This is a genomic window from Bradyrhizobium sp. AUGA SZCCT0431 (assembly GCF_018131065.1).
In the GTDB taxonomy this organism is placed as follows: Bacteria; Pseudomonadota; Alphaproteobacteria; order Rhizobiales; family Xanthobacteraceae; genus Bradyrhizobium.
The window spans coordinates 25,604-39,990 of sequence record NZ_JAFCLR010000061.1 but is presented as its reverse complement, the minus strand read 5'-3'; the positions used below and the strand labels follow the sequence as shown (position 1 = coordinate 39,990).

General features: G+C 62.7%; 15 protein-coding genes and 2 tRNA genes. 4 read left to right on the top strand and 13 right to left on the bottom strand.

Annotated features, from left to right (window positions below; translation table 11 throughout):
• The coding region (locus JQ567_RS35780) for a TCP-1/cpn60 chaperonin family protein (protein ID WP_283816616.1) at positions 1 to 567 on the top strand (567 nt) is incomplete at its 5' end.
• Positions 568 to 695: 128 nt separating this feature from the next.
• Here JQ567_RS35780 and JQ567_RS35775 read toward each other — a convergent pair.
• Both JQ567_RS35775 and JQ567_RS35770 read right to left on the bottom strand, forming a co-directional pair.
• A complete protein-coding gene (locus JQ567_RS35775; RefSeq protein WP_212443162.1) occupies positions 696 to 1,247 on the bottom strand; it encodes a MarR family winged helix-turn-helix transcriptional regulator in 552 nt (183 codons plus the stop codon).
• Between the two features lie 9 nt (positions 1,248 to 1,256).
• The gene (locus JQ567_RS35770) at positions 1,257 to 2,216 is read right to left on the bottom strand and encodes an alpha/beta fold hydrolase (protein ID WP_212443161.1); all 960 of its coding nucleotides are present in this window, start codon (positions 2,214 to 2,216) and stop codon (positions 1,257 to 1,259) included.
• 162 nt (positions 2,217 to 2,378) lie between these two features.
• On the opposite strand from JQ567_RS35770, the gene JQ567_RS35765 reads away from it, so the two are divergent.
• Positions 2,379 to 3,653, top strand: a complete 1,275-nt coding sequence (locus tag JQ567_RS35765; protein ID WP_212443160.1) for a serine hydrolase — start codon at positions 2,379 to 2,381, stop codon at positions 3,651 to 3,653.
• Between the two features lie 71 nt (positions 3,654 to 3,724).
• Here JQ567_RS35765 and JQ567_RS35760 read toward each other — a convergent pair whose 3' ends face one another.
• The 3 genes from JQ567_RS35760 to JQ567_RS35750 all read right to left on the bottom strand — a co-directional run bounded on the left by JQ567_RS35760 (position 3,725) and on the right by JQ567_RS35750 (position 5,354).
• The gene (locus tag JQ567_RS35760) at positions 3,725 to 4,876 is read right to left on the bottom strand and encodes a slipin family protein (RefSeq protein WP_212443159.1); all 1,152 of its coding nucleotides are present in this window, start codon (positions 4,874 to 4,876) and stop codon (positions 3,725 to 3,727) included.
• 337 nt (positions 4,877 to 5,213) lie between these two features.
• Positions 5,214 to 5,277, bottom strand: a tRNA-His gene (locus JQ567_RS35755).
• Positions 5,278 to 5,285: 8 nt separating this feature from the next.
• Positions 5,286 to 5,354, bottom strand: a tRNA-Ser gene (locus JQ567_RS35750).
• Between the two features lie 434 nt (positions 5,355 to 5,788).
• Here JQ567_RS35750 and JQ567_RS35745 point away from each other — a divergent pair.
• Both JQ567_RS35745 and JQ567_RS35740 read left to right on the top strand, forming a co-directional pair.
• Positions 5,789 to 5,980 (top strand): hypothetical protein, encoded by a 192-nt coding sequence (locus JQ567_RS35745; protein WP_212443158.1) that lies wholly within the window; start codon positions 5,789 to 5,791, stop codon positions 5,978 to 5,980.
• 315 nt (positions 5,981 to 6,295) lie between these two features.
• Complete coding sequence (locus JQ567_RS35740; RefSeq protein WP_212036931.1) at positions 6,296 to 6,490, top strand: hypothetical protein; 195 nt, start codon at positions 6,296 to 6,298, stop codon at positions 6,488 to 6,490.
• A 118-nt stretch (positions 6,491 to 6,608) separates the two neighbouring features.
• Here the strand turns inward: JQ567_RS35740 and JQ567_RS35735 are convergent, their stop codons facing one another.
• The 8 genes from JQ567_RS35735 to JQ567_RS35700 all read right to left on the bottom strand — a co-directional run bounded on the left by JQ567_RS35735 (position 6,609) and on the right by JQ567_RS35700 (position 14,377).
• Positions 6,609 to 6,770, bottom strand: coding sequence for a hypothetical protein (locus JQ567_RS35735; RefSeq protein WP_192734082.1), 162 nt, complete (start codon positions 6,768 to 6,770; stop codon positions 6,609 to 6,611).
• Positions 6,771 to 7,009: 239 nt separating this feature from the next.
• Positions 7,010 to 8,158 (bottom strand): DUF2778 domain-containing protein, encoded by a 1,149-nt coding sequence (locus JQ567_RS35730; RefSeq protein WP_212443157.1) that lies wholly within the window; start codon positions 8,156 to 8,158, stop codon positions 7,010 to 7,012.
• Positions 8,159 to 8,404: 246 nt separating this feature from the next.
• Positions 8,405 to 9,706 (bottom strand): RtcB family protein, encoded by a 1,302-nt coding sequence (locus tag JQ567_RS35725; RefSeq protein ID WP_212443156.1) that lies wholly within the window; start codon positions 9,704 to 9,706, stop codon positions 8,405 to 8,407.
• A gap of 160 nt (positions 9,707 to 9,866) precedes the next feature.
• Entirely contained in the window at positions 9,867 to 10,562 is a 696-nt protein-coding gene (locus JQ567_RS35720) for a DUF899 family protein (RefSeq protein WP_212443155.1), read from the bottom strand.
• Positions 10,563 to 10,682: 120 nt separating this feature from the next.
• Positions 10,683 to 12,182 (bottom strand): glycosyltransferase family 39 protein, encoded by a 1,500-nt coding sequence (locus tag JQ567_RS35715; RefSeq protein ID WP_212443154.1) that lies wholly within the window; start codon positions 12,180 to 12,182, stop codon positions 10,683 to 10,685.
• Positions 12,183 to 12,291: 109 nt separating this feature from the next.
• The gene (locus tag JQ567_RS35710; protein WP_212443153.1) at positions 12,292 to 13,425 is read right to left on the bottom strand and encodes a glycosyltransferase family 2 protein; all 1,134 of its coding nucleotides are present in this window, start codon (positions 13,423 to 13,425) and stop codon (positions 12,292 to 12,294) included.
• Positions 13,426 to 13,744: 319 nt separating this feature from the next.
• Positions 13,745 to 13,939 (bottom strand): hypothetical protein, encoded by a 195-nt coding sequence (locus JQ567_RS35705; RefSeq protein WP_192734088.1) that lies wholly within the window; start codon positions 13,937 to 13,939, stop codon positions 13,745 to 13,747.
• An 81-nt stretch (positions 13,940 to 14,020) separates the two neighbouring features.
• A complete protein-coding gene (locus JQ567_RS35700; RefSeq protein ID WP_212443152.1) occupies positions 14,021 to 14,377 on the bottom strand; it encodes a hypothetical protein in 357 nt (118 codons plus the stop codon).
• Between the last annotated feature and the right edge of the window lie 10 nt (positions 14,378 to 14,387).

Below are 14,387 nucleotides of genomic sequence, written 5' to 3'. Positions count from 1 at the left end.
GACCGTGAGAAGCTGCAGGAGCGTCTGGCAAAGCTCGCAGGCGGCGTCGCGGTGATCCGCGTCGGCGGCGCGACCGAAGTCGAAGTCAAGGAGCGCAAGGATCGCGTGGATGACGCGATGCATGCGACCCGTGCGGCGGTTGAAGAAGGCATCGTGCCGGGCGGCGGCGTCGCCCTGCTGCGCGCCTCCGAGCAGCTCAAGCGCATCAAGACCGCGAACGACGACCAGAAGACCGGCGTCGAGATCGTCCGCAAGGCGCTGTCCTGGCCCGCTCGCCAGATCGCGATCAACGCAGGCGAAGACGGTTCCGTCATCGTCGGCAAGATCCTCGAGAAGGACCAGTACGCCTACGGTTTCGACTCGCAGACCGGCGAATACGGCAACCTGGTCTCCAAGGGCATCATCGACCCGACCAAGGTGGTTCGTGCGGCGATCCAGAACGCAGCTTCGGTTGCGGCACTCCTGATCACCACCGAAGCCATGATCGCCGAACTGCCGAAGAAGAACGCGGGCGGCGGCGGCGGTATGCCCCCCGGCGGCGGCGGCATGGGCGGCATGGATTTCTAAGTCCAGCCATCCAGGCGAACGTCAAAGAATGCAAAACCCCGGCAGCGATGCCGGGGTTTTTGTTTAGGCCGATAGAAAACGGCAAGGAAGATGCGATCGCCTTACTCTCCCGCCGTCAAAACGCCCCGTCAATACGGCTTCGCCCACGCGTCGGCGGCGGCGATGATCTTGCCGAACAGCCGGCCGAGTTCGCGCCGCTCGCCTGGGTCGAGCGTTTGCAGCATGGCTTTTTCGCGCTCGATGAAGCTGCCGATGATCGCGGTGTAGATGCGCTGTCCGGAATCGCTGAGATGCAGCACCCGGGCGCGACTGTCGGCGATGTCGGTCTTGCGCGTGATCAGCCCCTTTTTTTGCAGCAGCTTCACCGCACCTGCAATGCTGGTCTTGGGCCGGCCCGTGACGATGCTGATCTGCTGGGCGTTCAGCCGCGGTTGCCGGGTCAGGCAAAACAACACGATCCATTCGGAGCGCGTCAGCTTGAACGACTTCTCCATCATCGCCACCAGTGGGCCGACGTAGAAATTGGCGATGTAATTCATCCGGTACGCCAGCGGTATCGGATTGTCCTTCAGGATGGCGTCGAGCAGCAATCCGTGAAGCACGCGCTCGCCCGGCTGCCAACCGACATTCAACTCTTCCGTCCTGCCGGACTTGCGTTTTGCCGCCGCCTTGACCGCCATCGCCGCCACTCAATCCATCGTCAGATAGGTATTTATCGCCCGGTATAGGCTCATGTGATTCTTCTCGATACAGAGGAAGTGCGAGCCATCAGGTATTTCCAGAGAGGATTTTTCGACCGATCCGATCACCGCTTCCAGCCGCTGCATATCGGTCGCCGTCGAGGTGGTGTCGCAAGCGCCCCGCACCAGCAGGACCGGCGCCTCGATCGTTCCGGGATCGTACAGCGGCCGGCCGTTGAACACCTCGACCAGATCCGCGAACGCGCCGTTCGGACAACGAAACGCCGGCGGATGACGCGATCCGGCGAGGACATCATTGCTTGCTGCCGCCTCAAACAACGCTTCCACCACGCCGTCCGCGCGAACGTCGGCGGGATCACCGGGCGCATCGCTGTTCCAGCGCGCGATGACGTCGGCCATCGCGACGAGCCGATAGGCGCCGAAATGACCGGCCAGTTTGCAGCTGTCCGCGGCATCGCCGATGCGGTCCAGCCACAGCGCGTTCTTCTCCGCAAACAGCGGCGCGTACAGCACCAGCCTGCGGACCTCGGCGGGATGCCTGCTCGCGTACCAGCCCGCGACGATGGTGCCCCACGAAAACCCGATCAGATCGATCAACAGGACTTTTCGCCGCCGCCGGATTTCGGATATCGCCGCGGCGACATCCTCGATCGCATGCCGGGCGCGGCAAAACGGCGGATGCGCCGCCATCGGCGCATTCATCACGCCGGTCTCGATCGACGCGCCATACCCCCTGACGTCGATGGCGTAGACAAAGCGGCCGCGTGCGAGTTCCTGCATCAGCGAGTAGCCCGCCACCGGCAGATCGAACAGCGCCGATCCGAACGTGGCGCCGTGCACCAGCAGCACGGGCGGAAGGATCGCCGGCCCAACGGGCTGCATCTCCCACAAGCCAAGCGCCGTCTCGCCGTCTTTGGCCGCGATCCGCAACAATCGTTTTGTCGTCATCGGCTTACCGCACATGCGAGAATCTGAATCACCCGACTGCCAGGCTAATCCAAGGTATATGGTGCGTTATCGTACTAAATAGTCCAATATCGCTCTATAAAGTGAAGCCAGCGCCGTTTGGCGCCGCATTAAGCAGGCTTCAAAACAGGGGGAGATGCAACCATGCGTAACATCGCACTGGCACTTTTGATGGCGGCGGGGGCCGCCCTCGCCGCGCCCGCACCCGGCTTGGCGCGCGACACGGCGGCGGCTTCATCCCGCGCCGGATTCGATACCGCGAAGCTGAAGGCGATCACCGGATGGCTGCAGGCCGATGTCGACAAGGGCCGAACGCCGGGTGCGGTGGTCCTCATCGCCCGCGACGGTCAGGTGCTGCTTCACGAGGCCGTGGGATGGCAGGACAAGGACAAGAAGGTCCCGATGGCGCGCAATTCCATTCATGCGATTGCCTCGTCCACCAAACTGATCACCACCGTGGCGGCGCTTCGTCTGTTCGAGCAGAACAAATTGCAGATCATGGCGCCGATCGCGCTCTACCTTCCCGAACTGAAAGACCTCAAGATTTCGGTCGAGAAGAAAGACGCCGCCGGCAATGCGACGTCCGAGCTCACCGCGCCAACGCGCCAGCCGACGGTTCATGATCTGATGACCCACCGCGCCGGCTTCACCTATTTCTTCTTCCCGCCCAATCAGCTCCGCACCAAATACCGCGAGCTCGGCATCGATCGCGTCGACAACATGACCGCCGACGAGATGCTGCAGAAGCTCGCGACGCTGCCGCTGGCGTTTTCACCGGGCAGCTCCTTCGAGTACTCGATCGCGACCGACCTGCTCGGCCATATCATCGAGCGCGTCACCAAGAAGCCTCTCGACGTCGCCCTGAAGGAGCTGGTGCTCGATCCGCTCAAGATGGGCGACACGACGTTTCACGTCCAGGGAAATGCGGTTGCGCGCTATGCGCGACCGTTGCCGACGGACCCTGACATGTGGGTGTTCGAGTGGCTCGACGTGACGCGGGCGCCCAAGCGGTTCTCCGGCGGCGCGGGAATGGCATCCACCGCCAGCGATTACTTCCGGCTGCTGCAGATGCTCACCAATGGCGGAACGCTCGACGGCACCCGTCTGCTCTCGCCGATGACCGTTCGATGGGCGCTGGCCGACCAGATCGGAACGATGCGCGGCGTGGCGCATCCCGGCGACGGCTATTCCTGGAGCCTGGTCAATCCGGTCCGGGTCAGCGCCGGCGGCGCGCCATTCCAGGGCAATGTCGGCGACCTGTTCTGGGGCGGCATCACCGGGCCGCGCTACTTCATCGACCCCAAGGAAAATCTCGTCGGCATCGTCTTCGTCCAGGGACCGTCGATCCGCGCCGCCTATCACGCCGAACTGAGAGCGATGGTTTACGGCGCGATGATTGCGAGCAAGAACGAGAAGTAGCGCGCCCGCTACTTTCGCGGGTCGCCTACCCGGCATGCCGATGAAGGGCCGCCCGTAGGCGGCCCTTCCTGTTACGCGCTTTCCACCGGCTTCAGGCGAACCAGCTTGGTGAGCAGGGCATCAAAACCCTGCCCGTCACCGGCATGAAGGTCGATACGGCCGACCTTCTCCACCAGCCGCTCGAGGGACTCCAGTTCCTTGAGCCGCAGCAGCAGCGGGTTCTCTTCCATCAGCTTGGCGGTGTTCAGAAGCGAGCGCGTCGCCGCGGTCTCTTCCTGCCGGCGGATCAGGTTGGCCTTCGCCACCCGCTCCGCCTCCACCACCTTGTTCACCAGCTCCCGGATTTCGCCGGGCAGGATCACGTCCTTGACACCGAGCTCCGTCACCTCGACACCGCTGTCCGCGATACGCTCGCGGACATAGTCGCGAAGCTCCGCATCAAGCGCTGCCTTTGCCGACAGCACCTCGTCGAGCGTGCGGCCGGCAACCGCCTCGCGGATCGCGAACTGCACCAGCCGGTACAGCCACGCATCCACGTCAGGCACCACGGCGACGACCCGCTCGGGATCGGCGATCCGGCGGAACGCCGTCAAGGTCACCCGCAGCGCGATGCGGTCCTTGGTCAGCATTTCCTGCGCGGTGATCTCGACCGCCTGGGGCCGCAGATCGAGACGCTTGACCTCGATCTTGCGGCCGACGATCCAGAACGCGTGCCGGCCGGGCGCGAGCCGCTCCACCAGCCGGCCCTCGACATAGAGCAGACCGGCTTCGTGGTTCTCGACGACCGCTTCCGTCACGACCACCGAACGGTTACGGTCGATCATCGCCAGATGACGCGCCGTCACCCGGGGATCGCCGGTCACGTCGATGCGTTCGACATCGACCGATGTCGCGACCTTCCAGTAGACGCGCGCCTGCCAGGGCGTCATCAGCTGCATCGGACGGCCGTCGAGGTTGACGATGGCAACTTCATCCGCCTTGGTCTCGACCGCCTCGAACAGCTCGGCCGCGAGATCAGGCCGCGCAGCCTTCAGCACCAGGTAACGCTCCGCCGGAAATTCGGCGCGAACCACCTTGAATACCTCGGCCGTCAACTCATTGCGCGGATCGAACAGCCGATGCCGGCCGGGACCAAGCACGCGCTCGAACCTGCCGCTCCGCGTCAGCAACGCGCGCTCGCCATCCTTCACCGTCACATGCGTCATCAGGAAATGCCAGTTCATGGCACGCCTCCATCATTGGCCTTCCGGCCAGAGGTCGGAAGACTGGTTTCGTTTTGAAGGAACGGAGGACGCGAACGGCGCTTCCTGAAAGTCCGGCGGGCCGTGGTTTGAGCTTGCATGACGACGGGCGCACGCGCGCAATCGCCCGACGAATGTCGGGCGTTTTGAGCGGTGTTCCCGGCGTCAGCGCAAGCGGCATCCACCGCGGCGCAGAGCCGTTCGTACAGTGTCTAGGTTCGGACGAAGAGCCTTGCGGCAATGCGGCCGGACTGCGACTGAAGCGCGCGTCCGGTCCCCTTCAATGGGAAATTCAGTTTTTTAGACTGAACCGGAGCGTTGGAACGGGATTCGAACCCGCGTCACGATGATTCATAGTCATCTGCTCTACCACTGAGCTATCCTTCGGTTGTGCAAGAGACCGGAATCGAACCGATGCCTTCGGGTATCACCCCGACGCTCTCCATGAGCTACACCTCGCGTCTTCATTCGGCGGAACACGAAACCGGACACCGGCTCGCGCCAGTCGGGATCTCAGAGAGCCCGAACCCATGGCCTAGCGAAGGAGCGGGCTAATAAACGAAACATCTTTCAGTTGCAAGCGTGTTTTTCAAATTGCGGATGTACTGTGACTCCCCGTCACAGCCATTCAACGAACCAACGTGCCCATTCGTCGCACTTCGATGACGTGATGCCGTCCGCTATCGGCCGCCTGTCCGCGCCGCGACGCTGACGCACTCGCGCCGATGATGCTGCCTTCCATCCCGGAAGCCTACCCACGTCCGTGCCGCGCCTTGTCGATGCGCGCGACGGCAGGCGATGTGATCGCCGTCACTTCGCGACGAGAGGGTTGACGCTAAACTTGGCCGCACCAGCGGTGGATGATCGCGCTGGATAAATCAAAGGAGAACTGGGATGACTGGAAATGCAAATGCGAAGAGCGTGCGCGAGTTGTCCGCCGAGGCGCTCGATGCGGTGGCTGGCGGCTGGCTCCCGCTCCCCTTGCGCGCCTTCACCCAAATCAAAGCAGGAGCGGGTGAACCGGGTGGTCAGAACGATCCGGCCCAAATGTTTCAACAGATTATGCAGCAACTCACTCAGGGCTAAATCAAAGGACAACTGTGATGACCTGTTGGCGCGGGACCGTCGAACGATGGCGGTCGTCCGCAATCGGAAGCAGGGTCCTGTGGAGGGCGCGACTTTGTGCGGGGACCGCGCGACGGTGATGTTTGAATATAATTGCACTCGCGCATTCCCGGTTTAATTTTATGTACGATCGGTACACAAAGGCGGTGCGCGATGCGGCGCCTGTTATCCCAAAACAGTGATCTTCAGTTGGAACGCCCGGAGCCCGTACGAGGTTAGATAGAATGCGCACCATCGCGGCGGCGCTGATCGGCAGCCTTGGATTGGAGGCGGCACATGAAAATCATCGTGGACGAAGATGGAGAAATCATCGCCAAAACGACGGACGACCATATTCTGATCGGCGGCCACCACCGCCTCGCGGTGGCGGCCAGCCTCAATCGAAAACTGTTCTGGCGAGATACCGGCGAACCTGTAAAGCTTGACCTATTCTTCAAGCATCATGGAAGCTCTCTTCGACATACAGCCTGAGGAGGCTGCATATCGCAGGGATGAGCCTCTGTTACGTTGTGGCCCGGATGACAAGGGACGCAGAAAGCCCCGCGCAACTGCGACGGGGCCTCCGTTCGTTTCTTTCAGACGGACTGCGTTATTTCGACATGTCCTGTGCAAATCTGACCGCCCCGTACCCGGCGAAAAAGCCGGTGCTGAACGCCGCCGCACCCACCAATATGAAGATAAAGCCGCCATTGACCTCATCCAGTTCCGCATCAGTCACGGTATCCGACGCAGCGATTTCGATCTCATCCATAGTTACGCCTCCTACCTTGGGTTGGTTGATCCGATGCACCAGTGCCTCGGTGATAGGAACCATGACTAATCGGCGGCGGTCGCACTGTTACGAAGATCACATTCTTCGGTGGGCCTAAGGCCGAACCCGATGACCCATACGCCGCGGCCGATCGGTTAGGATCGCTCGCGCTCGATACCTTCTGCAACAATGATTGCTACGCGTATGAGTCCCTGCGTTCGCAGGGACGACGAGCGACGTCACTGAACTCTGGCCAGCACCGCAAGGCGCCGGATGCCCTGGTTCCGGTACGCGTTCAGGAACGCGTAATAGTCCTTGAAGGAAACGCAGCCATTGGAATCGCCGCGGCTACCGAGCATGTAGGTATGCGCCAGGAGGCCGTCACGGTTGAAGATCTTGTCCTGCCCGCCGATCGGCGTCAGCCGCAGCGCCGGCACGCCGTGGAACAGCGCCTCGCGCGGCTTCAGGTCATAGATATGCGGCGGCGTCACGCCCTGCATCCGCACATGCGCATAGCGCACATCGTCCATCTTGGCGCCGAGGCCTGAATGCGCTTCCAGCCTGGTGCCGTCGGGCAGATAGACCATCTTCGCCGAAATGTCGTAGACTGCGGTCTGCTTGTCGTAAGGCGGCGATCCGCCCAGCATCGGGTTTTGCGCGCGGGTATCGGGAAGGCTTCCGGTGACGCTGGCGTCGGCGGAAGCGTAGGACAACAGCCCGCCATGCGAGGGCTGCTTGCCCCACAATTTCTCGACCATGCTCAGCTTGTCGTTGGACGCAATCGACATCACCGCCGCCTTGGCGCGCTGCGCCATGTCGCGGACCGAAGCCCCGGATTCTTTCGCGGCGGGTTTGGCTTCAGCCTGCTTGGGCGCCGGAGCCGGAACGTTCAAGGCGACCTGGGTCGGTGCCTGCGAAGCGGCTTCCTTCGGCTTCGGCACTTCGCCAAGTTTTGGCGCTTCAGTCTTCTTCACATCGACCGGCGGCGAGACCTCCGCCACTTGGGTGGCTTCGATCGCCCTGGACGCCTCGCCTTGCGGCGCCGAGGCTGCAAACCTTTCGTTAAACATAATTGAAGGAGCGACGGTCGCGGGCGCGGAAATCTTCGGGGCCGGCTGGGGCAGCGACGCGAACACTTCGTTGAAGGCGGGCCGCGCCGGACGCGACGCGACAATCGAGGAGCTCTTAACGACCGGCGGATCGAACGCCGCGCTGTTGACCGAGGGATAGATGCCGGCTGCGAAAATATTGCTGTAAACGGTCCAGGCGCAGCCCAGCACCACGGCTGCGATCGCGACGCCGCCGAGTAAATGCTGAGGAATGACTTTCCGGGAAGATTTCTTGCGGTTGTGGGCCGCAAGGCCAAACGCACCGGTACTCGTACTCATTCGCCTTGCGTCCACAACAACTCTACTAAGTCCCCGCTTGATGCTGCGCCCGAAAAGTTCCCGGGCAGCATCTCGCAAAGACACGGAGCGTCATTAAGGCGAGTTTTAGTTAAATGCAGATTAAACGCGGGCAGATCTAAGGCATGCGCAAATCATTGGAAGTTATGCGCAAATCAGCCCGTAAACATGCGGGGTTGCCCTGCGATCGGGACATCCGGCCGTTGGCCGGCTGTCCCATTTTGGCAATCAATCCTTGAACGGATCGAATTCGTTCTCGCCCGCCATGACGACGGCGAACGGACGCAGCGTGTGCTGCACCTTGATCGAGCCGGCATGCTCGGCAAGCACCTCCGGCAACCTTCGATAGGCCATCGGGCTTTCGTCGAGATCGGCGCCGATCAACGTCACGCCGCGCGACTGCAGCCACGCATCCATCTCGACCCGCGTAAACCTCCGTTTGGCCTCCCTGCGGCCGAACCTCCGGCCCGCGCCGTGAACCGTCGAGTAGAGCGACGCCTTCGCTTCAAGGCTATCGACGCCTTCGACGATGACGGCGTCATCTCCCATCGATCCGCCGATGAAGCCGCGCTGTCCCGGAAATGCCGGCGTCGCGCCCTTGCGCACAACCCACAAATCCTTACCCGCATGATTTTCGCGCCAGGCATAATTGTGATGGTTGTGGACCATGTCGGTGACGTTGCCGCCGATGATCTTGCGCACGCGTTCGACCACCCACTCCCGGCCGGCATAGGAATAGCGGCCGGCCAGTTGCATGGCCGCGATGTAGCGTCGCCCGATCTCGCTGTCCTCGTCGATGACAGCCGGCGGAACATTCATGCCGTCCTTGCCGCCCGCGGCCTTGAGGTAGCGGGTGGCACTGGTGTGGCCGAGACCGCGGCTGCCGAAGTGAACGCCGATCCAGACAAGGCCGGCTTCGTCGCGCATCAGGTCGACATAATGGTTGCCCGATCCGACCGTGCCGAGCTGCGACACGGCCTTCTGCCGATACGCGCCCATGTCGGATTCTCTCCAGGCATCGCCGTCGTCGAACAGCTCGTGCTCGACGCGCTCCTCGTTGGTCCGCCCGACGCCAAAGGAAATCGTCCTGTGCACGTCCTTGATGATCGTGCCGACATTGCTTTCGATCCGGCTGAACGGCGTATCGAGACGCACCGCCATGTTGCCGCAGCCGATGTCGAAGCCGACGCCGGAGATGCTGATTTGCTTCTCATAGGCGATCACGCCGCCGACCGGCTGGGCATATCCCAGATGACCGTCCGCGCAGATCACGCCGGCCACGGCGTTGCCGACCGCCATGCAGTTGCGCATCTGCGCGATCGTGGCTTCTTCGTGCTGGCCGAAGATCTTGAGCGGGCTGTTCTGGTATTGCGCAGCCTGCGTCGTGAACTGCTCCTTGCGCGCAGCGTCGCGGAACGTGCACCAGATCGGTATCGGCCGCTGACCGGGGCGATCGATCTTCGCATCGGGGTCGAGCCCGGCTTCGACCGCCAGGGCCCTTGCACGCTCCTGATAGGGATCGAGCCGCATTGCATCTTCCTCTTCCACGGTTGCCGGACGTCGCCGGCAATGTCTTGCACCGAGCATAGGTCGTCGCACCAAAACCCGCTTAGGTTCATTGGCAGCGAGGCTTTGATCGGACGCAGCCCGCCGTCAGTATGGCGTTCGATTCGGCTCGCAAAACGCGCCTTCAATAGCTCAAGCTCGGATACCAGTCCTTGCCGCGGCCTTCGGGCGTGGTGTCGAGAATCGCCCACAGCGGATCGAGGTCGGGCGCACCGCGCGGATCCTGACCGGGGTCCGCCGTCGCAGGCCCCATTTCACCAGACCAGAAATGACGGACGATGCCGTCGCGGCGTATGAACACATTATAGCCGGGCATATCGGCATCATCGGCGCTGACGTAATCACGCGTGTAGTCGCCCGACATATCCGAATAGACTTTGTGCCGCGTCCAGCCGCGTGCCTTCTTGGCCTCGATCAATCGCGCGATCGGCGAGCGCGCCACGAATACGAATGCGATGCGCTGCTCGACATCGGGCAGCTTCGCTTCCCACGTGCTCATGAACGAGGTGCACATCGGACACGGCTTTTCACGCTGCGGGCCGAACATGTAGCTGTAGATCACGAGCGTCTGCTTGTTGCCGAACAGGTCCGACAGCGTGGCGGAACCGCCCTCGCCTTCGAACGAATAGGGCCTGGTCGCCACGCCGCCAGGTGGCAGCCCGCGGCGCAGTTCGGCGACGCGCTCGATGTGGCGGCGAAGCTCGATCTCTTCCGCCAGCAATTGCTCGCGGGCGCGGCGATATTCCGTGCTCTCATTGGGAATGCGCGCGGTGTTGGCACGGGCAAGTTCATCGGCGGGTTTCAAGGTGGAACCGGACATGGGCATGACCTCGCGGTTGGATGGCCTGTTGGGTTCCCTATAAGACGATCCCGGTAGGGCCGATCCTACACGACCACCGGATTATTGTCGTCGCCGCGACGTGACCAAAACGCGGATGTCCTAGTGCAGTTCCGGCGGCGGGGAACGGTCGAGCACATCCCCCTTCGGTCCCACCAGCACATCCAGTGCGTAGGTCTCGATCACAAGCGGGCCGCGCTTGCGCTTGACCTCGCCGACCCTCTCGACGCGGGTAAATTCGTTCTTCAACGGATGATCGCCGGGCAAGGCCTCGCGAACATACAGCTGCTTGCCGTCGAGCTGGGCCGCCGTCGGCTCGGGCATGTTGACCCAGCGGATGCGCTGGCTTTGCTGAGCAACGCAAGTTCCCTTCGGCAGATAGAACGCAAGCCAGCCGGTGGTGCCGTAATCCGGCGCGAGAACGCAGGATGCGCCCGCCCGCGCCCGCACCGCTTCGATCTCGCCTGCGATTTCGCGCCAGCCGACGCCGACGCTGCGCACCGTGGCGTCGCGGCGATAACCCGAGAGCGCGCCGGTATTGGCCTGCACGATCAGCAGTGCAAACATCACAATGCCTGATGGCGCCGCCCAGCGCAGGCAGAAATTGACGGTGCGCTGCTCTCGCTTTTCCCATGGCACCAGATGGGCCGCGTAGGCCGCCGCGACCACAAACGCCGGATAGACCGGCGCGAACCAGTTGGCCTCGACCCGGGCGTGCAGCGAATGCCAGACGAAATAGGCGACGATGGTCCAGAACATGGTGCTGACCAGCACGCGCGCCGGCAGCGCGCCGGCGCGGCGCTGAAACAGTGCATACAGACCCATCGCGCCGAGAATCCATACCAGCGGCGTTGCGAACGCGATCTGCGTCGGAATCAATTCGGCGATGAAGGCCGGCCTGAAATCCTCGATCCGCGCCCGGCCCATCTGCTTGATGAAAGACACCCAATGATGATCGGCGTTCCACAGAATGACCGGCGAAAACATCAAGAACGCGACGAGGCCGCCGAGATAGAGCCATGGCGAGATCAGCCAGCGCCGCAGTTTCGGAACCACCACCAGCCAAATCAGGATGGCGGGGCCGAAGAACAGCGCGGTGTATTTCGACAACAGCGCAGCGCCCGTGGCAAGACCGACCGCCAGCCACCACGCACCGCGTCCGGTCTCGAGCACCTTGGCCAGCGAAAACAGCACGAAGCTCGCGGCTACCAGGAGCGGCGCATCCGGCGTGACGATCATGGTGCCGACCGCGGCCATCAGCGTGACGTTGAGCAGGATCGCCGACGTCGTCGCCACCCGCCTGCCGCCGAACAACACGGCCGCGGTCTGGTACACCGCCCAGCTCATCGGCAATGCCAACAGGATCGAGACCAGACGGACGCCGAGTTCGGTGTCGCCCGCAATCATCGTGCCGAGGCGGATCACGAATGCCACCATCGGCGGATGGTCGTAATAGCCGCCGGCCAGATTCTTCGACCACATCCAGTAATAGGCTTCGTCGAAGGTGATCGGCGTGTAGGCGGCGGCTACCAGCCGTCCCGCGACCAGCGCCAGGATGGTCAGAACCGTGTTGAGGACAAGCCGCGCCTCGTTCGGATTCATTTTGGAGCCCCACCGGTCCTGATTGGATCAGGACCGGGCTCCAGTTTATCGTTTCGACGCGTTTTCTTCGCGCGAACCGGGTAACCACTTCGCTTGAAAACGCTATCGATCATCGCTTGCGCCAGACGAACAGTCCGGACATCGCGTAGTTCCAGACCACGCCCATCAGCGCGCCCGCCGCACCTGCCAGCCACCAGATCGGCTCCTGGTCGTAGACCGAGAACGCGACGCCGACATTGGCGAACAGGCCGACGCTGCAGACGAGGTAAAACAGCAGCAGGCCGCGCAGGATGGCAAAACCCTTCAGGCGTTGATCGCGATAGGTGAGAAAATTGTTCAGGATGAAATTGCTGGTCATCGCCACCAGCGCGCCGACGGCCTGCGACTCCGCGAACGGCATGTTGAAGAGTTGGTTCGCGATGAACAGCGCCGCGAGATGCACGATGAGGCCGATCGAGCCGACCATCGCAAACAACAGAAAGCGCAGCGAGACCACGTCGTGAGTGAACTTGGCCAGCACCAGACCCAGGAAATCCAGCGCCACCATCGAATCGAGCTTGCTCTCGCCGTGCTGGCGCGAGCCGAATGTAAAGGGAACCTCGACCGTGCGCAGCTTGCCTTGCGCGGTCGCGACGATATCGAGCAGGATCTTGAAGCCCTGGATCGAAAGCTGCGGCGCCAGTTGCTCGAAGCGGTCGCGGCGGATCATGAAGAAGCCGCTCATGGGATCGGCGATCTCGACCTTGAGCACGCGTCTTGCAACTTCGGTCGCGAGCGCGCTGATGCCGGCGCGTCCCTTGTTGAAACTGTCGGCGCTGCCGCCCTCGACATAGCGGCTGCCGACCACGAGTTCGGCCTCGCCACGCAGCAAGAGGCCCACCATCTTCGGCAGCTGGGTCTCGTCGTGCTGCAGATCGGCGTCGATGACAGCCGCATAGGGCGCGCTGGCGGCAAGAATGCCCTCGATGCACGCCCCGGACAGGCCGCGCCGCCCGATCCGGCGGATGCAGCGGACGCGGGGGTCCTTCTGCGCCAGGCCGCGCACCACTTCCCAGGTGCCGTCAGGGGAATTGTCGTCGACGAACACGACTTCCCAGGGGATGTCCTTGAGGGTCGCGTCCAGCCGCCGGTAGAGGACGGTGACGTTGTCGCGCTCATTAAAGGTAGGGACGACGACCGAAAGCTGAGGCAAACCGGCGGCCTGCGACGGGACTTCGGGGCCCGGTTTGATGGCTTGATTCATGGGGCCAGCGTATATCCGCAGCCGCTGGGGATGCCAAGGCGCCGCCAGCACTACGAAAGGCGCCGCCAGCAATCGAAGCCGCCGCAAGTATTGCCAAAGCAGGGGCGCGGGAACGGGTTTCTGGTGGGGAAAATGGGCCAAAAAAGGCCCCAAAATGCCAACGACCACGAACAGAGGGCGCGCGTACATCCGGCGCAGCCAAACTATTCATGGTCGTCCCAGCGCCGGAGCTTCTTAAGGCTCAACGTCGCCGTTAGGACCAAGATAGGGATGCCAGGGGCCTTCCGCAAGGGGTGGCCTAACCGCTGCCCTGCGTCGACTAATTCGGCACTTCCCGGATCACCGGTCCCCGTGGTGCGGGCGCCGCGGGCGCCATCTGGGACGGTTGCTGGACGGCGGCCGGCTTCGGCGCCGGCTTGCCAAACTGCCCGATCGGCCCATAGGCGATCGCAACCACCAGCACGATCGAGGCGACAATGGCACCCAAGATACCGGCTATCGACTCAGAATTCATACCCGACAATCCCCCGTCTGATCGGGAATCAATATCACGGAAGGCCGGAATGGTGGAATAGGCTGGCGAAAGCCGAGTTGGCTACTTCGACGCGGCTTTGCGCCTTGCGAACGCCGTCACGATGTCCTTCTGGGCGAGGGCGATGGCATCGTTGGCCGTCGTGAGGTTCGCGCCCGCATCCTTGTCCGGGGACTGGATCCCGAGAAAGCCCACCAGCGCCACCCGGAAATTCTGCCGCTCTGACGCACAGGCAGCTCCGATCAACGCGCCAAATTCCTGTTCCGGCATATTCTTGTTGCTCTCCCGCGGATACTCGCGGGCCAGGCAGTTCCAGTAGGCGTCACGCCCCGAAACCGCCAATTTGCGTGCGTCACCGACCTCATCGGCGAGAACAGGGAAACTCGTCATCACGACCAATGCGGCGATCAGGATGCGCATCCTTTTCTCC